This window comes from Amycolatopsis sp. CFH S0740 (genome assembly GCF_004522315.1).
GTDB classification, from domain to species: Bacteria; Actinomycetota; Actinomycetes; order Mycobacteriales; family Pseudonocardiaceae; genus Amycolatopsis; species Amycolatopsis nivea.
This window is the reverse complement of the sequence record NZ_SDLS01000026.1, coordinates 82,202-102,861: the sequence shown is the minus strand read 5'-3', so window position 1 is coordinate 102,861 and position 20,660 is coordinate 82,202. Positions and strand designations below refer to the sequence as shown.

Annotated in this window: 18 protein-coding genes and 1 other RNA gene; 7 read left to right on the top strand and 12 right to left on the bottom strand. The window is 70.4% G+C overall.

Annotated elements, in window-relative coordinates; genetic code table 11:
- From EIZ45_RS34040 to rnpB, 6 genes are all read right to left on the bottom strand, one after another.
- Nucleotides 1-2,079, bottom strand: coding sequence for a hypothetical protein (locus EIZ45_RS34040; RefSeq protein ID WP_037815752.1), 2,079 nt, complete (start codon nucleotides 2,077-2,079; stop codon nucleotides 1-3).
- A gap of 46 nt (nucleotides 2,080-2,125) precedes the next feature.
- Nucleotides 2,126-5,083, bottom strand: a complete 2,958-nt coding sequence (locus tag EIZ45_RS34035) for an ATP-binding protein (protein ID WP_134669401.1) — start codon at nucleotides 5,081-5,083, stop codon at nucleotides 2,126-2,128.
- Nucleotides 5,084-5,086: 3 nt separating this feature from the next.
- On the bottom strand, nucleotides 5,087-5,575 hold the full coding sequence (locus tag EIZ45_RS34030; protein ID WP_037815755.1) for a hypothetical protein: 489 nt from the start codon (nucleotides 5,573-5,575) through the stop codon (nucleotides 5,087-5,089).
- A 12-nt stretch (nucleotides 5,576-5,587) separates the two neighbouring features.
- A complete protein-coding gene (locus EIZ45_RS34025) occupies nucleotides 5,588-5,854 on the bottom strand; it encodes a hypothetical protein (RefSeq protein ID WP_037815757.1) in 267 nt (88 codons plus the stop codon).
- 470 nt (nucleotides 5,855-6,324) lie between these two features.
- Nucleotides 6,325-7,182 (bottom strand): hypothetical protein, encoded by an 858-nt coding sequence (locus EIZ45_RS34020; RefSeq protein ID WP_134669398.1) that lies wholly within the window; start codon nucleotides 7,180-7,182, stop codon nucleotides 6,325-6,327.
- Nucleotides 7,183-7,204: 22 nt separating this feature from the next.
- Nucleotides 7,205-7,597: RNase P RNA component class A (gene rnpB / locus EIZ45_RS34015), an RNA gene on the bottom strand.
- A gap of 109 nt (nucleotides 7,598-7,706) precedes the next feature.
- On the opposite strand from rnpB, the gene sfnG reads away from it, so the two are divergent.
- A complete protein-coding gene (sfnG, locus tag EIZ45_RS34010; RefSeq protein WP_134669396.1) occupies nucleotides 7,707-8,828 on the top strand; it encodes a dimethylsulfone monooxygenase SfnG in 1,122 nt (373 codons plus the stop codon).
- A gap of 77 nt (nucleotides 8,829-8,905) precedes the next feature.
- Nucleotides 8,906-10,084 (top strand): SLC13 family permease, encoded by a 1,179-nt coding sequence (locus EIZ45_RS34005; protein ID WP_134669445.1) that lies wholly within the window; start codon nucleotides 8,906-8,908, stop codon nucleotides 10,082-10,084.
- 222 nt (nucleotides 10,085-10,306) lie between these two features.
- Here the strand turns inward: EIZ45_RS34005 and EIZ45_RS33995 are convergent, their stop codons facing one another.
- From EIZ45_RS33995 to EIZ45_RS33980, 4 genes are all read right to left on the bottom strand, one after another.
- Nucleotides 10,307-12,052: a hypothetical protein gene (locus EIZ45_RS33995; RefSeq protein ID WP_134669393.1), complete on the bottom strand. Its 1,746-nt coding sequence runs from the start codon at nucleotides 12,050-12,052 to the stop codon at nucleotides 10,307-10,309.
- 182 nt (nucleotides 12,053-12,234) lie between these two features.
- A complete protein-coding gene (locus EIZ45_RS33990) occupies nucleotides 12,235-13,377 on the bottom strand; it encodes a bifunctional RNase H/acid phosphatase (RefSeq protein WP_167756632.1) in 1,143 nt (380 codons plus the stop codon).
- Nucleotides 13,374-14,111: a zinc ribbon domain-containing protein gene (locus EIZ45_RS33985; protein WP_037815771.1), complete on the bottom strand. Its 738-nt coding sequence runs from the start codon at nucleotides 14,109-14,111 to the stop codon at nucleotides 13,374-13,376. The genes EIZ45_RS33990 and EIZ45_RS33985 overlap by 4 nt, the downstream gene beginning before the upstream one ends.
- A 17-nt stretch (nucleotides 14,112-14,128) precedes the next feature.
- On the bottom strand, nucleotides 14,129-14,947 hold the full coding sequence (locus tag EIZ45_RS33980) for a Nif3-like dinuclear metal center hexameric protein (protein ID WP_037815773.1): 819 nt from the start codon (nucleotides 14,945-14,947) through the stop codon (nucleotides 14,129-14,131).
- Nucleotides 14,948-14,987: 40 nt separating this feature from the next.
- On the opposite strand from EIZ45_RS33980, the gene EIZ45_RS33975 reads away from it, so the two are divergent.
- The 3 genes from EIZ45_RS33975 (at nucleotide 14,988) to EIZ45_RS33965 (ending at nucleotide 17,004) form a co-directional block, all read left to right on the top strand.
- Nucleotides 14,988-15,449, top strand: a complete 462-nt coding sequence (locus EIZ45_RS33975; RefSeq protein ID WP_037815775.1) for a low molecular weight protein-tyrosine-phosphatase — start codon at nucleotides 14,988-14,990, stop codon at nucleotides 15,447-15,449.
- A gap of 48 nt (nucleotides 15,450-15,497) precedes the next feature.
- Nucleotides 15,498-16,328 (top strand): SURF1 family protein, encoded by an 831-nt coding sequence (locus EIZ45_RS33970; RefSeq protein ID WP_037815776.1) that lies wholly within the window; start codon nucleotides 15,498-15,500, stop codon nucleotides 16,326-16,328.
- Between the two features lie 67 nt (nucleotides 16,329-16,395).
- Nucleotides 16,396-17,004, top strand: a complete 609-nt coding sequence (locus EIZ45_RS33965) for an FMN-binding negative transcriptional regulator (RefSeq protein ID WP_037815777.1) — start codon at nucleotides 16,396-16,398, stop codon at nucleotides 17,002-17,004.
- Nucleotides 17,005-17,008: 4 nt separating this feature from the next.
- Here EIZ45_RS33965 and EIZ45_RS33960 read toward each other — a convergent pair whose 3' ends face one another.
- Nucleotides 17,009-17,908, bottom strand: a complete 900-nt coding sequence (locus tag EIZ45_RS33960) for a cobalamin biosynthesis protein (protein WP_134669391.1) — start codon at nucleotides 17,906-17,908, stop codon at nucleotides 17,009-17,011.
- A 25-nt stretch (nucleotides 17,909-17,933) separates the two neighbouring features.
- Nucleotides 17,934-18,617: a FadR/GntR family transcriptional regulator gene (locus tag EIZ45_RS33955; protein ID WP_037815780.1), complete on the bottom strand. Its 684-nt coding sequence runs from the start codon at nucleotides 18,615-18,617 to the stop codon at nucleotides 17,934-17,936.
- A gap of 126 nt (nucleotides 18,618-18,743) precedes the next feature.
- Here EIZ45_RS33955 and EIZ45_RS33950 point away from each other — a divergent pair, with 126 nt between their 5' ends.
- Both EIZ45_RS33950 and EIZ45_RS33945 read left to right on the top strand, forming a co-directional pair.
- Nucleotides 18,744-19,238 carry a gluconokinase gene (locus EIZ45_RS33950; RefSeq protein WP_167756631.1) on the top strand — a complete coding sequence of 165 codons (495 nt, stop codon included), beginning with the start codon at nucleotides 18,744-18,746 and terminating at the stop codon, nucleotides 19,236-19,238.
- Nucleotides 19,235-20,602 carry a gluconate:H+ symporter gene (locus EIZ45_RS33945; protein ID WP_037815783.1) on the top strand — a complete coding sequence of 456 codons (1,368 nt, stop codon included), beginning with the start codon at nucleotides 19,235-19,237 and terminating at the stop codon, nucleotides 20,600-20,602. Before EIZ45_RS33950 ends, EIZ45_RS33945 begins: the two co-directional genes overlap by 4 nt.
- Nucleotides 20,603-20,660: the final 58 nt, after the last annotated feature.

The window sequence follows — 20,660 nt, the reverse complement described above, 5'->3', positions numbered from 1 at the left end:
TCACCGCCCCATGACCTGGTCGGTGTCGCGGACCTCGATGCCGCGCGACGGGCGGTACAGCACGAACACCGGTTTCCCGGCCACGACCTCGGGATCCACCCGGCGCGGCTGCGCCCGGATGCCCTGCGTCGGCACGGTGAACCCCGGCTGGTCCGGCGCCGGAGCCGAGTAGCCGCGATCCGGCGCGCTCATCCGCGACGGGACGACCACCGGTTCCGGTTCGTCGCTCCACCGCCGGTCCGCGACCGGGGACGTGTCGACCTGGCGGCTTTCCTTGACCGGCCACCGCGCGCCCGCCATCACGTAGTCGCCGGGCGCACCGGCGACCGGGTGATACTGGCCGAACGCCGGCGCACCGCCTCCGCCGCCCGAGGGCAACGCGCCCGCGGCGGACTGCGCGGGACCGACCGCGCCCGGCCACGGAGCACCGGACCAGGCCGCGGCGGGACGGGCCGCCCGGGAGCCGTTGTCGAGCCGCTGCGAGCTGGCGAAAACCGCCGCCTCGGGCCGGTACCGGCCGCCGCCGACGGTCGCGCCGATCGGGCCGCGCTGCTCGCCGTCCACGACGTCGTCGGTGTCGCGGACGTTCTGCCAGAACTGGTCCTGCGGCGTCGGCTCGTTCTTCCGGCGGAACCGGGAGAACAGCCCGCCGCCCGGCGACGGCACCGCACCGCCGACCATGCTGACCGACATCTCGACCATCTGCCACAGCCGCCGCACCGGGCGCCCGACGAGGAACAGCAGCACCGTGATGAGCCCGGCGAGGACCATCTTGGTGAGCAGGTTGAGCCCGTCGCCCGCGGCGAAGATCGCCTGCAGCAGCAGCGCGTGCACGCCGGCCAGCACCGACAGCACGACCAGGTTGAACGCGATGCCGCCGGCGACCTTGAGCACGCGGCGCAGGATCTCCGGGTTCAGCAGCGCGACCAGGCCGATCAGCGGCGCGGTGAGCGCGAACAGGCGGATCAGCACCTGCGCGAGCAGCACGGACGCCTTGGCCAGCAGCTGGAAGAGCGAGTAGACGAGGCTCTGGCCCAGCGCGAGGAACCCGGCGCCGGTGCGGCCGCCCGCCTCGCCGGTGAAGTAGCCGGTGGCGGGGCCGAGCTTGGTGGAGATGTCCTTGAAGGCGGCCTTCTTGGCGTCGACGACGTTCTGCTTGCCGTCGTCGCCGTTGCGCAGTTGCTCCCAGGTGAAGGCTTGGGCGTCGAGCAGCGGGCGGCCGTACTGGGCTGCTTGCGGCGCGTCCGGCGACCCGAACTCCCCGCGCAGCCAGTTCTTGTAGACCACTTCGTTGTGCAGGTCGGTCGGCAGGATGTGCCGCACCACCCGGTTCTCGGACTCGTCCACGAACCCGGCCTGGATGTTCGTGGTGGTCTGCACGATCGCTTTGTCGATGGGGTCGAAATAGCGCAGCATCGCGAGCGACGAGGCGGCGAGCCACACGCCCGCCATCGCGTACAGCGCCCGCTTGCTGACCCCGGCCAGGTCGCCGCGCCAGATGTTGCGGAACAACATGATCGACATAATCAGCGCGACCAGCCCGAACAACTGCGTGTAGATGTTGTTGTAGACCTTCTCCGCGCCCGCCTTGACCGCGTTGTAGATCGGGTTGAGCAGACCGCCCTCGAGCACCGTGTAGTGCAGCGAGTTGGTGGCGCCGACGATGTTCTTGCCGACATTGAAAAGCTGGTTGCCCGCCCAGGTGTCGATCGTGGAGCTGGGCGAGGCGATGGCCGACAACGCCGTGCAGTTCGTCTGGTAGGTGTTCCACACGAACCCGGCGTAGCTGTAATCGATGTACGGACTGCCCGCCTCGCCGTGGCCTTCGGCGGGGTCGAGCGCGCCGACCATGCCCGCCCCCGGCCGCTCCGGGTTCGGTGACTCCCCGCAAGCCGCCGCGTTGGCCGACGGAGCGAAGAGCACCGTCTGCAGCCCGATCACCGCCACCACCGCCAGCAGCGACGCGCGCCTGCTGGGGCGGCGGCCGCCTGGCTTGGGGCCTTCCTTGACGCGTTTGCGGAGCGCGTGCCAGCCGGCGGCGAACGCGAGGACGAACGCCAGCGTGAAGACGGTGTTCACGCAGGCCTCCTCACGGCCGGCGCGGGCCGGCCCGGATCACCGGGGGTCATGCGGCATCCCTGCCGGTTCCGCCGCCCTTGCCGCCGGCGCGGGCGTGCCGGTCCTCCTGCCGTCCGTTGCGCACTGCACCCTCCACCTCGCCGGTCTCGGACGCGAGCGGGTCCGGCGAGCCCAGCAGCTGCTCGTCGGCGAGACCGACCTCGAGTTCCGCTTGGAGTTCGAAGTCGTGTTCCAGCTCCTCGTCCTCCGGTGGGGCGGGGACGTGCGGCTTGGCCTCGTCCTCGTGGGGTACCACGAGTTCGCTGCCGGGTTTGCTGCGCGCGTCGGGCGAGCCCGGGGTGGTGTCCATGACCGCGCGCAACGGGTCGAGATGCGGGCCGGAGAAGTCGACGCGGATGCGCTCCACGCCGCCGGCGCCGTCGCCGAAGATGAACTGCCGGGGCTCCATGTCGCGTTCGAGCCCGCGCTGGGCGCCGGGGCGGCGGCCGAGTGCGGCGACGACCTGCTCGTAGCCCACGCCGACCGGCACCTTCAGCAGCCGCAGCGCGTCGGCTTGGGCATCGTCGTCGTCGAGCCTGCCGACGAACACCGAGTCCAGCAGCGCCACGAAACCCTGGATCTTCAGGAAGTCCGCCGGGATCTGCGACGACAGCAGCACCCGGACGTTCCACTTCCGCGAGTCGCGCGCGAACCGGTTCATCAGCACGCGCCCGGTCGGCACCTCGGACAGGAAGAACGCCTCGTCGATCCAGACGCCCTTGCGCAGTTCCTTCGGCTTCTCGTACACCGACCGCTGGGTCAGCCACGCCGCGAGGTTCAGCATTTCCACGCCGAGCGATTCGGCGTCGGTCCAGTACTCGCGCGGCACGCCGTCCTTCGGCAGGGTCAGCCCCGCCATGGTCAGCACGGTCATCCGGTCGTCGCGGGTCTCGGAGTACGGGTCCGCGTCGGTTTCCGGGATCAGCAGCGCCATCCGTTCGCGCATTTCGTCGAGGAAGTCCGCGACCACGACCGCGTGCTCGTGGTGCTCGCTCGAATCCCGCCGCAGCGCGTCGATGACCTGGCCCGGGTCGGCGTCGAACCGGCCGCCGACCGCGCGGACCGCGCGCAGCAGCACGATCCGGGTCTGCGCCATCCGCGACACCTCGTACGGCAGCACGCCGGTGAGCACGTCGAGCACGAGCCGCCGGCGGGTCGCCCCGGCCAGCGCCTTTTCGCGCCGCCACGAGCGTTCCGGGTCCTCCTCGTCCATGAAGTGCTCGATCAGCGGATCGGCGACCACCCGGTACGGGTTGAGGATGCCCGGCTGGGCGTTGAGCAGGTTGATCGGCCGCGCGTACGGGCGGATCTCCGGCAGGTCGCACAGCCGCGACAGCGGGCCGGACGGGTCGAGGATCGTCCAGTGCGCCCCGGCCCGCAGCGTCTTGTAGACGATGCCGCCGCCGAGGAACGACTTGCCGCCGCCCAGGCCGGCGACCATCGCGGTGAGGCCCGATCCGTCGCGGATTTCCTGCGCCATCCACGGGTCCCAGGCCACCGGCCGCCGCGTCGCGGTGACCGTTTCGCCGAGCAGGATGCCGCGCCGGTCGCCGACCTCCGCGGTCGCGGTGGGCACCGCGGAAGCCGTCCACACCACCGAACCGCGGCGCATGTACGCGCCCGAGGCCAGCGGCTCGCCCGGGATGAACTCCCGGGCCATCGCGTACTGCGCTTCCGGGTGCTCGATGGCGATCTTCGGCTTGTACAGATCCAGCAGCTGCTGGGCCAGCCGCAGCGCGTCGCGCTCGGTCGGACCGGACACCGCCAGGCGCCACCACGACCGCACGCGCGTGGCCAGCGCGGTGAAGCCCGACGTCATCTCGTCGTCGATCTCCAGCACCCGGCCCGCTTGCCGGGCCAGCGACTGCGGCGGCTCCAGCTCGTGCTCATCGGTGTAGTGCTTGACCTGCGAGCGGACCTTGTTCATCTGCCGCTGCAGTTCGCCGGACACCTCTTCCGGCCGCCGCACGTAGATCCGCGCGGACACCTCGACCGCCGCGGGCAGCCGGTCCGCGTGCTGGATCCACGGGTCGTCGACCTCGGGGATCTGCAGCCCGTGCATCTGGCCGACGGTGAGCACCGCGAGATGCCGCGACACGCCGGCGTTGGACCCGGTACGGCCGCGGACGGTGACCGTGGGCGCGTACGGGTCGGCGTGGAAATCAGCCGCGTCGGTGAAGCTGGCGAGGTCTTCGGGCTCCCACGCCGCGCCCGGCACCGCGGGCATGTTCCGCGGCGCGGGCAGGCCGAGCGAGCACGAGCGGTGCATCAGCCAGGACATCTCCTCGGCGTGCACCGGGCGGCCTTCCAGCCCGGCGCTGCCGATGACCTGGTCGAGGTGCTCGATCTCGGAGTCGAGCGCGGCCAGTTCGGCGTCGACCGCCTCGGGCAGGATCCGGCGCAGCACCGGCGCGGCGCGTTCGACCGCGCGGTCCACCATGCGCCGGGTCTGCACCTGGACGCCGAGGTAGACCTCTTTTTCCGCCATCGAGCGGCCCATCAGCTGCTGCTGCTCGCCGATCAGGTAGTCGTCGAACGACAGCGCGCCCGGCACGTCGCCCGGCCTGCCGACCGCGTTGTGCACGTGCGCCTCGGCCCACATCCGGATCGGGTACGGCCGGTTCGTGACGCGCAGGTGCAGCCAGCGGCCCTGCAGTTCGGCGTACTGGCCCGCGATGGCCGCGATCAGGTCGCGGCGCTGCGAATCGGAACGGAACGACCAGCGCTGCGGCGCGAGCCGGTACCAGGCGTACACCTCGTACCCGGTGCGCAGCAGATGCCCGTCGATGCTGCGCGCGGCGATCGACGGCGTGTACGCCGGTATCGCCTGCTCACCGGGCAGCCTGCGGCCCTTGCCGCCGGACTTGCTGCCGCCGGACGGCGGACGGCCCTGCGGGGGCGTGTTCCACGCACCGGCAGGGACGTCTTGCTCCCGCTTCCCTCGGCTTCCGCCGCGACCGAACAACGACTACCTCCCGGCCCGAGCCGCGGGGCGGCTCCGGCGCGCTCGTGGTGCTCCCTGTTTCCCGGCACTCGTGCCGGCACCGCGACGCGGGTCGCGGTGCTGGTATTGCCGCCTTCTCTTGTGCTTCGGCAGCGGGCGCTCCGCCCGCACCCGGACCCGGCTGGCGCTCACCGCGCCGCCCGCGCCCGAGGTCCGTTCTCTCGGCGCGCGCAGTTCCTGGCCCATCATCGCGATCACCGCGCCCAGCGGGCGCTCGTGGCTGATCTTGGCGGTGATCAGCCTGGTGATCACGATCGTGGCCACGAACGCCCACGCCGTGGAGAAAAACCCGAAACTCCAGCCGACCCACCGCTCCACGGTGAGCACGACCAGGAAGACCGGAATGCCGACGAGCCATGCCACGTAGCGGGCTCGCCAGGGAAAAGTCGCCTTCGGCGGGCCGAGCCAGACGGCATCGACCCGGTACACCTCGTCATCGGTCCTGATCCGCACGCCTGCTCCGCCTCAGCCGGTGAACAGGCCGGCGATCCACTGGCCCACGTTCACGCCCGCGCCGCTGACCGCGAGTCCGATGATCGCGAGCGCGATGACCACGCCGGCGAGCCGCCGCATGACCCCCGCGTTGTCGCCCTTGCCGCCGCCGAGCCACAGCAGCAGCAGCGCCACCGCGAGGAGCACGAGCGGGATGATGTTGTCGAGCAGCCAGGTCCGGACGTTGCCGGTGCTGAGCCCTTCGGCCACAAACGTCTCGAGGGCGGTCATGCTGGTCATCGCGATACTCCCGGTGCACGGCGGGCGCCGCGCTGTTCTGGCTTCGGCGAAGCTACGAACACCATCATGGCGTTACAAGGGGTAATGGTCAAAGCGCGCTGCGTAGATGTCGACTTGTGGTCAATGGGCGGGTGCTGCGGTCCGATGGTCAGGATTCCTCGCCCTCCATCATCGTGGCAAGGGTGCTCCGGAATAACCCAAGCCACCCGGATTGCGCAGTCTTCCGGCGGTGCGGCTCCGCGAAACGTGCGGCGCTCACTCTCGGTGCGCCCCGGACCGGCGTGTCGGGCAGGCACCAGTGTGGCATGCCCCGATCGGCGTTCCGCCGCGAGTCCGGTGAGTGACAACCGGAGTGGAAAACAATCTGGAATTGATCACTCTCCGATGCGATAACGGTCACCATCGCGTCCGATGTGCGCATTTGTTCACTACAAAGCGTGATCCCGGGCAGTTCCGGACCGTCTCGCGGATCAGGGCCGGAACGCCGCGCTCGGGATCGCGCCCGCTTCGATCACCCGGCGGCTGAGCGGAGCGCACAGCTGCTCCAGCCGGGCCGTCTTCTCTTCCCCGAGGTGCTCCCACGGGCCCCGCGCCGCCGCGTTCGTCGCCGTCTCGACGCGTTCGCGCAGCTCGAGTCCGCGTTCGGTGAGCGCGCCGCCGGCGTCGAGGATTCCGTCGGCGGTCAGCCGGGCCGCGGCCGCGTCCCATTCCTCGTCGCTCCAGCCGCGGGTGCGCTTGGCGGTGTCCGGCGGGGTGCCGTTCGTGGTCGCGCTGTGCGTGACCAGCGCTTCGAGGCCGGGCAGGCTATTCGTGGTCAGCGCCGCGACGTGTCCGTCTCCGCGGTGCTCGCGCAGCAAGGTGACCGCGTGCCAGAGCGCGAGGTGCGGTTGTTCGGGCCAGTCCAGGTCCGCGTGCGCGGCGTAGAGCGGACGGCCTTCGGGACGGCAGCCCTCGGTGGCTTCTCGGGCGAGCTCGGCAGCCTCGGCGACCTCGGCGGACGCGAGCGTCTCGTCGCCGAACAGCCTGCGGTAGATGTCGTCGACCGCGGCGAGCTGGGCTTCCAGCACGGCCTCGGGGGTAGCGATCGTCCAGACGCGCGGGACGAAGTGGGCGATCAGACTGGGGCTGAAGCTGTAGAAGGTGGCGGTGACCGTGCCCGGTCCGACCGGGCCCATCGCCGCGGCGCGGCTGGCGAAGTAGGTCATCGACCCTGGTTTGAGCCCGGCGGCGGCGAGCCGTTCCTGGGTCTCTGGCGCGAAGTAGACGGGGGCGTGCAGAGCGTCGAAGGTGGTCCGGAAGGCGACAGCGGCGGCGACGGCTTGACCCATGCGCCCGATCGTAGCGATCGGGCGGACGAGCTGGCATGTAAGCCGGATCCTGTTCCCGGGCCGCCTCGCGGCGGACCGGGCGACGGTCATCCATCTCGGCCTGCCGTCGCCGGCAGGCTCCAGCGGCCTACCCGCAGGCATCGGGCGGGCCGCCCTCGATCGCCTGCGCAGGAGCGCACTCCCTCTTGGCCTTGCTCCGGGTGGGGTTTACCGAGCCATCCCGGTCACCCGGGATGCTGGTGGTCTCTTACACCACCGTTTCACCCTTACCCCCGTCCGGGGACGGGGGCGGTCTGTTTTCTGTGGCACTGTCCCGCGGGTCGCCCCGGGTTGCCGTTAGCAACCACCCTGCCCTGCGGAGTCCGGACTTTCCTCGGACCGGGAGAACCCGGGCCGCGACCGTCCTGCCAGCTCGTCCGCTGAAACAGCGTACCCGGGAGGCCGCGCGGCCCCGGGCACCGGCTGGCACATTCCACCGCGTGGACGCGCTTGGCCCGGCGCCCGGCCGCTGTTTCACTCCCGGCATGACCGCACCCGAACCCCTGAAATTCGCTTACTGGGTCCCGAATGTGAGCGGCGGCCTGGTCACCAGCGACATCGAACAGCGCACCGACTGGGGCTACGAGTACAACCGCGAACTGGCCGTGCTCGCCGAGAACAACGGCTTCGAATACGCGCTCACCCAGGTCCGCTACACCGCCAGCTACGGTGCCGCCTACCAGCACGAATCCACTGGTTTCAGCCTGGCGCTGCTGCTCGCGACGCGGCGGCTGAAGGTCATCGCGGCCGTCCATCCCGGACTGTGGCAGCCCGGCGTGCTCGCGAAGTTCATCGCGAGCGCGGACGTCATCTCCGGCGGCCGGGCCGCGGTGAACGTGGTCAGCGGCTGGTTCAAAGACGAGTTCACCGGTCTCGGGCAGCCGTGGCTCGAACACGACGAGCGCTACCGCCGCTCGGAGGAGTTCATCCGCGTGCTCAAGGAATTGTGGACCGACGACCACGCCGAGTTCGGCGGCGACTTCTACCGGATCCACGATTTCGACATCAAACCCAAACCGGTCGCCGGGCCGGGCCGGCCGCATCCGGAGGTCTTCCAGGGCGGCAACTCCACCGCGGCGCGCAAGCTGGCCGGTCGCGTTTCGGACTGGTATTTCAGCAATGGCAAGGATTTCGCCGGGTTCAGCGAGCAGGTCGACGAGGTGCGCGGGTACGCCGCGGAGAACGACCACGCGGTGCGGTTCGGCCTCAACGGGTTCGTGATCGCCCGCGAGACCGAAGCCGAGGCGCGCGAGGTGCTGCGGGAGATCGTGGCGAAGGCGAACGTGCCTGCCGTCGAAGGATTCCGCTCGGCGGTCAAACAGGCCGGGAAGTCCACTTCGGACACCAAGGGCATGTGGGCGGATTCGGAGTTCGCCGACCTGGTGCAGTACAACGACGGATTCCGGACCGGCTTGATCGGAACGCCGGAACAGATCGCGGACCGGGCGATCGAGTACAAAAAGCGCGGCGCGAACCTGTTGCTGCTCGGTTTCCTGCACTACCTGGAGGACGTCGAGCACTTCGGCCGGGCGGTGCTGCCGGTGATCCGGGAGAAGGAGCGGGTGCTGGACCGCGGCGCGGGAGTGCCGGAACCGGCGGGGATCTGAGGTTTCGCGGCGGCTAGCGTTCGGGGGTGAACGGTCCCCTGTCCCTGCTGCTTCTGGCCGGAACGCTCTGGTTCGCCATGGCGCGTCCGCGCGGCCTGCCGGAAGCTGTCTTCGCGGTCCCCGCCGCCGGTGTCGTCCTCGCGCTCGGCCTGACTTCGCCGCACGAAGCGGGCGAACGGGTCGTCCAGATGCTGCCGACGATGGGCTTTCTCGCAGCGATCCTGCTGGTCAGCCACCTCGCCGCGGCGGAAGGCGTCTTCACCTGGCTAGGCGCCGAACTAGCCGAAATCTGCCGCGGCCGGCAACCTCGGCTCCTGCTGCTCACCTTCGCCGCGGCAGCGATCGTCACCGCCGTGCTCAGCCTTGACGCCACGGTCGTCCTGCTGACCCCGGTCGTCCTCGCCACTGCCGCCGAACTGAAACTCACCGCACGGCCGCATGTCTACGCGTGCGCGCACCTGGCCAACTCGGCGTCCACGCTGTTCCCGGTCTCGAACCTGACGAACCTGCTCGCCTTCACCGCTTCCGGCCTCACCTTCGCCGGGTTTACCGCACTGATGGCGTTGCCCTGGCTGGTGACGCTCGCCGTGGAGTTGGCTGCGTTCGCCTGGTTCTTCCGCAAGGACCTGCGGGAACCGGCCAGCACCCGGCAACCCGAACACCGGGAAGCACCGGTCTTCACTCTGGTCGTGCTGGCGGTCATGCTCGTCGGCTTCGCGACTGGACAGCTGGTACACGTCGAGCCAGTCTGGATTGCCGCGCTGACTGCGCTCGTGCTGGCCGCGAAAGCGTTGGCGGAGCGGAAGATCCGGCCTTGGCAGGTGGTCGCCGAAGCGTCTCCGCTGCTGGTGCTCTTCGTGCTCGCCCTGGCGGTGGTAGTGGAAGCAGTCGACGAGCACGTCCTCGGTGGCCTGCTGCGCACTCTGATGCCGACGACCGCCGGGCTGCCCGAACTCCTGCTCGCCGCGGGTGTCGCGGCTTTGCTGGCGAACGTCGTCAACAACCTGCCCGCGACGTTGATCCTGCTGTCTGTGCTCGGCCCGCACCCGAATCAGGGCGTGCTGCTCGCCGTGCTGCTGGGCGTGAACATCGGCCCGAACGCGACGTACCTCGGTTCACTGGCGACGCTGCTGTGGCGACGGGTGGTGGTCCGGCACGGGGAGCATCCGCCGGTGGGAGAGTTCCTGAAGCTTGGTGCGCTCACGACGCCGCTGTCATTGGCAGCGGCGACGTGCGCGCTATGGCTGGTGCTCTGACCGAGCGGCGCAACAACGCCGGGACCACACCGTCGAGACCGTCACCGAAACGCTGCGCCTCGACACCGACCATCGCGACCGCAATTCGCACACGATGCCCCTGCGGCGACGTGTCGTCATCCGGCACGGGGAGCATCCGCCGGTGGGGGAGTTCCTGAAGCTTGGCGCGCTCACGACGCCGCTGTCGTTGGCTGCGGCGACGTGCGCACTATGGCTGGTCCTCTAACCCCGAGGCGGGATCGTGCTCCCCCGCGACAACGTCGGGCCGCAGTCCTCGAGGCCGTTGCCGAATCGCTGTGCCTCGACCGACATCATCGTCACCTGTGCGTAGTGCTGAACCGCCGCGAGCTTCGCCGGGTCGGTTACCGCGTCCTTGCGGACGAAGTCGCCCTGGCGTTTGCCCGGGCCGGGGTACACGAGGATCGGGACGTAGTCGCGGTCGATGCGCGGGTCGATGCTGATCTCGTTGCCGTCCGCCCACGGGCCCCACGAGTGGATGAAGGTCGGCTTGACCGTGTCGAACACGTAGTCGCGCAGGCCGGCGATGTCTTCCTTGTGCGTGAGGTCCGCGATCGGGGCGTTCACGAGTCCGGCCATGTCGACCAGTTCGAGCCGGCTGGTCATCGACGAGCCGCCGAGGTCCGGCAGCAGCAGCGACGCGTGCTGGAGGCCGAGCATGTCCGCGTACGTGTTGAAGCCGCGGCCGAAGCGGTCGGCGATCAGGCACGCCGGCACGGTCGGGCTTTTGACGAATTCCTCGTCGTGGTGCACGAAGCCGATCGCCGACGGGACCGCCGCGGCCACCAGCACGAGGGCAGCGACCGCCTTCAGCGGCACCTTCGGCAGGGAACGCAGCAGCTCGGCGAAGGCCATGACGCCGCACAACGCGCCAAGGACCCACACCGGCGTCGCGAAGCGGTACTGGGCCATCCAGTCCGGGACCATCACGCCGTACGCGATCACGCCGAGCACGAGCGGCGTGACCAGCCCGATCAGCGGACGCCGCCACGAAGCCTTGAGCAGCGCCCACACGACCACGGCGACCAGCACGAGCGTCAGCGCGATGCCCGCGTACTCCACCAGTTGGTGCGGCCGGATGAGCGAGGCGAACGTCGGCAGGCCCTGCTTCTTGGCGACCGACGGGTTGGCCAGCAGCCGGTGGAATTCCGTGTAGCGCCAGACGACGTAGCCGCCGAACAGCACGGCGAAGGCCGCGATGGACACCAGCGCGGACCGGAAGCTGGGCCAGAATCCTTCGCGCTTCACGCCGAACAGCAGGACGATCGGGTACGCGCTGGCGTAGATCAGGCCTTCCGGCCGGGTCAGCGCGGCCGCGGCGACGAGCACGCCGGCGACGATCGCGACCTTGAACGAAAGCGAGTTTTCCTTGCGCAGCGCGGTGAACAGCAGCGCGGCCAGCGCGGTGGTGAAGAACGCGAACAGCGAGTTCTCGAGGCCGGACACCACCCAGATCACGAACGACGGGATCGCCGCCAGCGCGAGACCGGTGGCCAGCGTGATCGCCCACGCGTGCCTGCGGAACACCTGGCGGGCCACCAGGTGGCACAGCACCAGGATTCCCGCGGCGAAGAACAGGCCGAGCAGCTTGGGGAACAGCACGTAGTCCGGGATGCCGAACAGCAGGCCCTTGTCGAACAGGCCGACGACCTTGCCGAGCGCCAGCAGGATCATCCAGGTCGGGTCGGAGAAGCCCTCCACCGGCGGCGCGCCCGGGGCCAGCACCGGGCCGAGGCCTTCGGCGACGCTGCGCGAGTAGGAGAACGTGATGGCCGCGTCGTCGACGATCCAGTGCCCGTAGCGGGTGGCGTGCCAGGCGACCGCGGCCACGCCGGCCAGCACCGCCAGCGTCGACGCCAGCCAGCTGAGCTTGAACCGCGCGGGCGGGTCGGTCGTCTTCTCCCCCGGCAGGTCGGGCTCGGATACTGCGGTGAGTGCGCTAGCCGTCATGTCCTCGTCACTGTTTCCACTTGCGGATGCTGCCGAAGAAACGCACGAGCCTGCGCCCCCCTTGAAGTCCCGGCCGGGACCTGCGCCGCGGCGCCGCGGTCGACACCGCACTCTAGCCAATACCTCATCGGGGGCGTTTCACACGTCATCCCCGACCGTGACCTGCCTCACATTTGTCCGGTTCAGGACAGATGCGAGATGTCGTTCACCAACCGGACCGAGGCGTTGCCGTCGGGGTAGAACTCGACGATCGACAGCGACGCCAGGTCGAGGTGCAGCCGGAACAGCAGCGACGGCCCGGCGTCGAGCCCCATCCGCAGCAGGGTCTTGATCGGCGTCACGTGGCTGACCACGAGCACCGTGCGCCCGTCGTACTGCTCGACCAGGTCGCGCCGGGCCTTGCCGACCCGCTCGTGGACCGCGTCGAAGCTCTCGCCGCCGGGCGGCGGGCAGGAGGAATCGCTCAACCAGCAGCGGTGCAGTTCCGGGTCCCGCTGGGCGGCCTCGCCGAAGGTGAGGCCCTCCCATTCGCCGAAGTCGGTCTCGATGAGCCCGGGGTGGGTTTCGACCCGGCCGCCGAGCGCGTCGGCGACAGCCTGCGCGGTCTGCTTGGTGCGGATCAGCGGCGACGAAACGATCGGCGCCGGTTCGCCGTCCTCGCCGATCAGACCAGGCATCGCGGCAAGCCGCTTGGCGGCCGCGGCGGCCTGGCCCCGGCCGTGCTCGGTGAGCGGGACGTCGCCGCGCCCGGAGTAGCGGCGGTCGACTGACATCTCGGTCTGGCCGTGGCGCAGCAGGAGCAGTTTGGTGGGCGTGCCGAGGGCCCCGGTCCAGCCCGCCGGGGACACCCGGTCCGGTTCGGTGACCTTCGCCCGGGGCCGCGTCTCGGCGACCGGCGCGGGCGAGGTCGCGCCGGACCCGGCGCTGTCCATGGCGACGTTCGCGAGCCGGTCCGCGTGCGAGTTCTCCGCGCGCGGGATCCAGGTGTAGCCGACCCGCTCGAAACCCGCCGCGATCTCGCGCGCCTGCGCGGCGAGCGGCTGCAGCGCGGCGTGCTTGATCTTCCAGCGCCCGGACATCTGCTCGACCACGAGCTTCGAATCCATCCGGACGTCCACAATGGACACACCGAGTTCGGCGGCCGCGGCGAGCCCGGCGACGAGCCCGGAGTACTCCGCGACGTTGTTCGTCGCGATGCCGAGGTATTCGTGGCGTTCGGCGAGCACCTCGCCGGTCGCCGCGTCCTTCACGACCGCGCCGTAGCCCGCCGGGCCCGGGTTGCCCCGGGACCCGCCGTCGGCCTCGACGATCGCCCGTTCGGTCACAGCCCCGACTCCAGCGTGCGGACCAGGATCGCGCCGCAGTTGTCGCACTGCACGACGCTGTCCTCGGCCGCGGCCTTGATCTCGGAGATGGTGTTGCGGTCGAGTTCGAGCTGGCAGGCGCCGCACCGGCGGGCCCGCAGCAGCGCCGCGCCGATGCCCTTGTGGTCGTAGACGCGGGTGTACAGCTTGAGCAGCGGCTCCGGGAACCGCGGCAGCAGCTTCGCGCGGTCCTCCTTGCGCCGGGCCTCGGTGGTGTCGAGGTCCTTGAACGCCTCGTCGCGGCGGGCCGCGGCGGCCTCGACCGCCTGCGTCGCCTTGTCGACCTCGGCGCTCGTGCGCTGCGCGTCCAGGCCCAGTGCCTCGCGCTGCTCCATCAGCTCCAGCAGGTCGTCCTCGAGCGCGCCCTTGCGGCGGCCGAGCGTCTGCAGTTCGTGCTCGATGTCGGTCATCTGCTTGGCCCCGACCGAACCGGATTCCATCAGCTTGCGGTCGCGGTCCTCGCGCGCCCGGACCGATTCGACCTCTTTCTCCTGCCGGGCGATCTCCCGGTCGAGGTCGGACGTCGCGGTCTCGACGGACACCAGCGCGTCGCGTTTCTCCCGGACGGTCTTCTCCCCGGCCTCGATCTCGGCGAGCTCGGGCAGAGTGCGGCGGCGGTGCGCGACGCGCGAAAGCTCGGCGTCCACCTTCGCGAGTTCGAGCAGCTGACGCTGGACGGCGGGGTCGGCCTTCACTGTGCTCCCTGATTTAGTTACTGGGCGGTAGCGCGGATGGTCCACGGGTCGGTGCACCGCGTGGAGACGTGAGCTTCGACGGTACCCGCAAAGGCCGCGCCGACAAGGGCCGAGGCCTGTCCGCACCACGGCCACTCGCTGGCCCAGTGCGTCAAGCCGACCAGCGCGGGCACGGTTCCGGCGGACGCGAGGTGTTCGCCGGCGGGATGGTGGCGCAAATCCGCGGTCACGTACGCGTCGACACCCTCGGCCGTCGCCTTCGCCAAATACGAGTCGCCCGCGCCGCCCGACACCGCGACCGTGCGGATCAGCCGGTCCGAATCTCCAGCGCCGAGCACGCCGGGCACGGTGGCCGGCAACGCGTCGGCGACCCGCTGGACGAACTGCGCGAACGGTTCCGCGGCGGGCAGGTGCCCGATGCGGCCGATCCCGGTGGCGCCGCCGGGTTCGTGCGGGTCCAGCGGCCGGTCGACCTCGAGGCCGATGGCTTGCGCGAGCGCGTCGGACACGCCGGGGTCGGCCGAGTCGGCGTTGGTGTGCGCGCAGTAGAGCGCGATGCCGCCGCGGATCATGCGGTGCACGAGCGAGCCCTTGGCGGTGTCGGCGGGGACGCCGTGCACGCCGCGCAACAGCAGCGGATGGTGCGCGACGATCAACTGCGCGCCGATCTCCTCGGCCTCGGCAAGCGTCTCCTCGACCGGGTCGACGCAGAAGAGCACGCGGCGGACGTCCTCGGCCGGGTCTCCGCAGACGAGCCCGACAGCGTCCCAGCTTTCCGCCAGCCGGGGCGGGTAACTGCGTTCGAGGACGGCGATGATCTCGGCTAATGCAGGCACCCGGGGATCCTCGCACGGTCGCTCTGGAAGACTGCGAACCATGCCCAAGCTGGTGTTTGTCTGCTCCGGGAACATCTGCCGCTCCCCGATGGCGGAGCTCGTCTTCCGCAAGAAGCTCGCCGACGCGGGTCTCTCGGACGCCGTGCGCGTGTCCAGCGCGGGTACGGGTCCGTGGCACGTCGGCGAGGCGGCCGACCGGCGGGCGCGCGCCACGTTGAAGGCGCACGGCTACCCCACCCAGCACATCGCGGCCGAGGTCAGCGACGAAGACCTCGAAGCCGACCTGCTGCTCGCCGCCGACGAGAGCCACCTGGGCTTCCTGCAGTCGCGCGTCCAGGACCCTTCGCGGGTGCGGCTGCTGCGTTCGTTCGACCCGTCCGCTCCGGAAGGCGCCGAGGTGCCGGACCCGTATTACGGCGGCGACGACGGCTTCGACGACGTGCTCGGGATGATCGAGCGGAGCGTGCCGGGACTGCTCGACTGGGTCCGCGAACAGGCGTGACGTCCGGTCCGGGTGCGCGCACGGAACGCGACGGCCTACCGTAGAGGGGTGCGGTTGCGGTTTCTGCTCCGGCCGGGATGGCTGGCGTTGACAGTGGTGGTGTTCACCTTCGCCATCTGCTGTTACACGCTGCTGGCCCCGTGGCAGTTCCGCCGCGACAACGAGCAGGTCACCCAGAACAACGCGCTGACCACGTCGTTCACCGCGAAACCCGCGCCCGCGGCGCAGCTGTTGCCGCCCGGGACGAAGCCGGACAAGAACACCGAGTGGCACCTCGTGACGATCACCGGCACGTACCTGCCTTCGGCCGAGGTTGTCGCGCGGCTGCGCACTGTGCAGGGCCAAGGCGCGTACGAGGTCCTCACGCCGCTTCGCGCCACCGACGGCACTGTGTACCTGATCGACCGCGGCTACGTGGGGCTCAGCAGTGACTCCGGCGTGCTTCCGTACGCGGCGGCACCGGGCGGACAGGTGACGGTCGTCGCGCGCGTGCGAAGCGACGAGACGGACCCGAAGAACCGCGACGCGTTCGCCGACGCGTCGACGAACGGGAAGCTGCAGAGCTACACCGTCGACTCGCGCGTGGTGGCGAAGTCTTCCGGCCTCACGATCCGGCCCGGGTACTTCCAGCTCGACCAGAACCAGCCCGGCGTGCTCAGCCCGCTGCCGCTGCCGCAGCTCGAATCGGGCCCGTACTTCTCGTACGCGCTGCAGTGGCTGGCGTTCGGCACGATGGCGTTGCTGGGCTGGCTGTATTTTACGATCCGCGAACTGCGTCCGGGCGGCGCGCTGACGACCGAGCGCCCGCAGCGCGGCCGGCGCAAGTCCGTCGCGGAGATGCTCGCCGAAGACGAGGACGAGTACACGCCGACCGCCTGAGTGGCCTGGTCGTTTCTCGCGAAAATGGCTCTTTGTCGGGGCCACTTGCGGCACTGATACTGACGGCATGCTGATCCACCCCTGGGACGCCGCGGACGAGAACGAATGGCGGGAATGGCTCGCCGGACACGATTTCGGCGAATTGGTCGCCGGCGGCCGCGGCCGCGATCTCCCCGTGGTGGTGCCGACGCATTTCGTCTTCGACGGCGACGCGACCGTCCGCCTGCACCTCGCCCGGCCGAACCCGGTGTGGCCGCTGCTGGAGGAACACCCGCGCGCGCTGCTGACGGTGACCGGCGACTACACCTACATCCGCTCGGACTGGAACACCGCCGACGATCCCGCGCTCGGCGTGCCGACTTCGTACTACGCGAGCGTGCAGCTGGCCTGCGACGTCCGGCTCATCGACGATCCCGAGGAGAAGGCAGCGCTGCTGAACCACCAGCTGGCGCATTTCGAACCGGACGGCAAGCGCACCCCAGTGTCCGCTGTGGACGCTCCGGATCGGCGGCTGCTGCCCGGGATTCGCGGCATCGAGCTGACGGTGACCGAGGTGCGGGCCAAGTTCAAGTACGGCGGGAACAAGAAATCCGAAGACCGGCAGCGGATCGGCGCACTGCTGTCCGAACGGGACGGTTTCAACGACGCGGAAGCCATCGCGCATCTGAAACCCTGACGGCTCAAGGGTTTCGGCGGCGCACCCCGGTCAGTACCGCCACGAGCACCGACGTTCCCGCGGCCAGCCAGCCGACCACCCGGGACAGCTCCACCGCGCGCGTCACGTGCCCGGCGTCCGGATTCCGGCCGACCCCGAGCACCGGCAGCTCCACGACCCCCTGCGGGTACTCGGTCCGCCCGCCGACGCGAATCTCCAGCGCCCCGGCGAAAGCCGCCTCGACCCGGCCCGCGTTCGGGCTCGGATGCGCGATCGTGTCCCGCCGCCAAGCCCGCCACGCACCGCCCGCCGAACCACCGACGACCGGCGCGCCGAGAACCGTCAACGCAGCCGCCACCCTGGTCGGCAGGAGGTGCACGAGTTCGTCAAGCCGGTCGAGGACCCAGTGCCCGGGAAGCAGCCGGCGCAGCAAGCCGATCGTCCGCGCCGCGAGCAGCCCGGGCACGCCCGCGACCGCGCCCCACAGCAGCGGCGTGACGACCACTTCGGACGTGTTCTCGGCCAGAGTTTCCACCGACGCACGGGAAAGCCCGATCGTGCTGAGGCTGTCCGTGACGCGCGGGTCCAGTTCGGACAGTGTGTCGCGCGCGGGTTCGAGACGGCCTTCCTCGAGATCGCGGGCGAGCTCCGTGCCCTGCGTCGCCAGCCCGGCCGCGCCGACGACCGCCCAGGTCGCCACTGCCGTGGTCGTCGCTTGCAGCACCGGGCTGCGGCGGCCGGTCCGCTCGACCAGCACCCCGGCCGCGACCGCCGCGCCCGCGATTCCCAAGCCTGCCGCGCGTCGCGCCCCCGTGGCGGCGACGACCTGCCGGAAGGCGGTGACCGGCGGACGTCGCCGCGGGTCGCCGAGTGCCCCGTCTGCGGCCAAACCGAGAATCAAGCCGATCGCGCGCGCCGCGCTCACCTGTAGCCCCCCGAACGTGGACGATTCAGTCGCCGAGATTACTCGACACCGCGGCGGCGATTTCCTCGCGTGCCTGCTCCACGATGTCGCGCATCGCGCGTTCGGCGCGAGCCGCGTCGGCGAGGTCGATGGCTTCGGCGACCTCGACGTGCAGCGCGACCGCCTCGGGCTGCGGTTCGTCCGGCATCAGGCCGTGCCCGGTGCGGCCAGCGAGCACTTCGGCGACCACTGAGGACAGCTGCGCGAACATCGGATTCCGCGACGCGGACAGCAGCAGATCGTGGAAAGCGACGTCATGGCCGAGGAAGGCGTCCAGGTCGCGGGCCCGCGCCGTGCGCTGGAGATGCACCGCCAGCGCACGCAGCCGTCCGCGTTCCTCCGGGGTCGCCCGGAGCGCGGCGAACCGCGCGGCACACGGTTCGACGGCCGAACGCAGCTCGGTCAGCGTGCGCAGCGCGGTCGGCCGGTCGGCTCCGTCGAGCTGCCAGCGGATCAGCCTCGGGTCATAGTGGTTCCACTCGGCCGGCTCGCGGACGGTGACCCCGACGCGGCGGCGGCTGCTGGTCAACCCCATCGTCTCGAGGACCCGGACCACCTCGCGGGCGACCGTCCGCGACGCCCCGTACCGCTCCTGCAGCTCCTCCGAGCGCAGCACCGCGCCCGGAGCCAGCTCGCCGCTCGCGATGGCCGCGCCGAGCTCGTCGAGCATGCCCTCGTGCCGATCATTCCCCACCGGCTCAACCTAACCCTCTGACTCGATTAAGTACTACTTCTTCTTGATTAAGTAGTACTTTTGAGTTTGACTCTCCAGGGCACAAAGACGTGGGAGGTGCGCATGACGGTCATCGTGGTGATGGGCGTATCGGGCTCGGGCAAGACGACAGTCGGCACGGCGCTCGCAAAGGAGCTCGGGACCGGGTACGCCGAGGCAGACACCTTCCACCCGCGAGCGAACATCGAGAAGATGACCGCCGGGCACCCGCTGAACGACGAGGACCGGGCACCGTGGCTCGCCGCGATCGCGGAGTGGATCGGCAAGCATCACGAAAACGGCGCGGTGGTCAGCTCGTCCGCGCTGAAGCGGCGCTACCGCGACGTGCTGCGCGGCGGCGGGGACGTGTGGTTCTTGCATCTGCAGGGCTCGCGTGACCTGCTCGCCGAGCGGATGAAGACCCGCAGCGGCCACTTCATGCCGGTTTCGCTGCTCGATTCCCAGCTCGCCGACCTCGAACCGCTGGAAGCGGACGAGCCGGGAGCCACCTTCGACATCAGCCGCCCGCCCGCCGACCTCGTCGCGTCGGCGCTGAAAGCGTTCCAGGAGCGCGCATGACCGCCCTCGCCGCCGGCTGGACCGGCCACGACACCCGCCTGATCGTCGCCACGGTGCTCGCCATCGCCGTGATCGTGGTGCTGATCAGCAAGGTGAAACTGCATCCGCTGCTCGCGCTCACGCTGGGTTCCGGCGTGCTCGGCCTGGTCGCCGGGATGCCGATCGACAAACTGCTGAAGAGCTTCACGAACGGCGTCGGCAGCACCGTCGCGTCCGTCGGCGTGCTGATCGCGTTCGGGGCGATGCTGGGCAAACTGCTCGCCGATTCCGGCGGCGCGGACCGGATCGTCGACACCGTGCTCGGCCGGGTCCGCGGTCCGGGGCTGCCGTGGGCGATGGCGCTGGTCGCCGCGCTGATCGGGTTGCCGATGTTCTTCGAGATCGGCCTCGTGATGCTGATCCCGGTGGTGCTGCTGGTCGCCAAGCGCAGCGGGAAACCGGTGCTGCTGCTGGGAATTCCGGCGCTGGCCGGCCTGTCGGTGCTGCACGGCCTGATCCCGCCGCACCCCGGCCCGCTGGCCGCCGCGGGATCGCTGAACGCCAACGTCGGCCTCACCCTGGGGCTCGGCCTGCTGGTCGGCATTCCCACGGTGATCATCGCCGGCCCGCTGTTCGGCCGCCTCGCCGCCAAGATGGTGCCCGACGCCGCTCCGCCCGCCCGGCTGGTCCCGGAGTCCGAGGGCACCGACGAAAAGCACCGCCCGAGCTTCTTCGCGACGCTGGCCACGGTGCTGCTGCCAGTGGTCCTGATGCTGGCCAAGGCGCTCGCGGACATCTTGGCGGACAAGGGAAACCCGGCCCGCCGGGTCCTGGACTTCATCGGCGACCCGCTCGTCGCGCTGCTCCTGGCGGTCCTCGTCGGCATGGTCGTGCTGGGCCGCCCGGCACGGCTGAACCGGGAACGCCTCTCGTCGATCATCGGCGACTCCCTCGGCCCGATCGCCGGGATCGTGCTGATCGTGGCCGCGGGCGGCGGGTTCAAGCAGACCCTCGTGGACGCCGGGGTCGGCGACGTGATCACCAGCCTTTCCAAGGGCGCGGACCTGTCCCCGCTGCTGCTCGGCTGGCTGGTCGCGGTGGCGATCCGCCTGGCGACGGGCTCGGCCACGGTCGCGACCGTCTCCGCGGCGGGCATCGTCGCCCCGCTGGCCGCGACGCTGGACCCGACGCACAACGCACTGCTAGTGCTGGCCATCGGCGCCGGGTCGCTCTTCTTCTCGCACCTGAACGACGCCGGGTTCTGGCTGGTTAAGGAGTACTTCGGGATGTCGGTCGGCCAGACGCTGAAGAGCTGGTCGGTGATGGAAACGGTGATCTCGGTGGTGGCGATCGCGTTGATCCTGCCGCTGGGCGCGTTGCTTTAGCGCTCTCCCCTCCGGCCGCTGGGTTTCCCTCGTTGGAAGCCCAGCGGCCGTTCTTCTG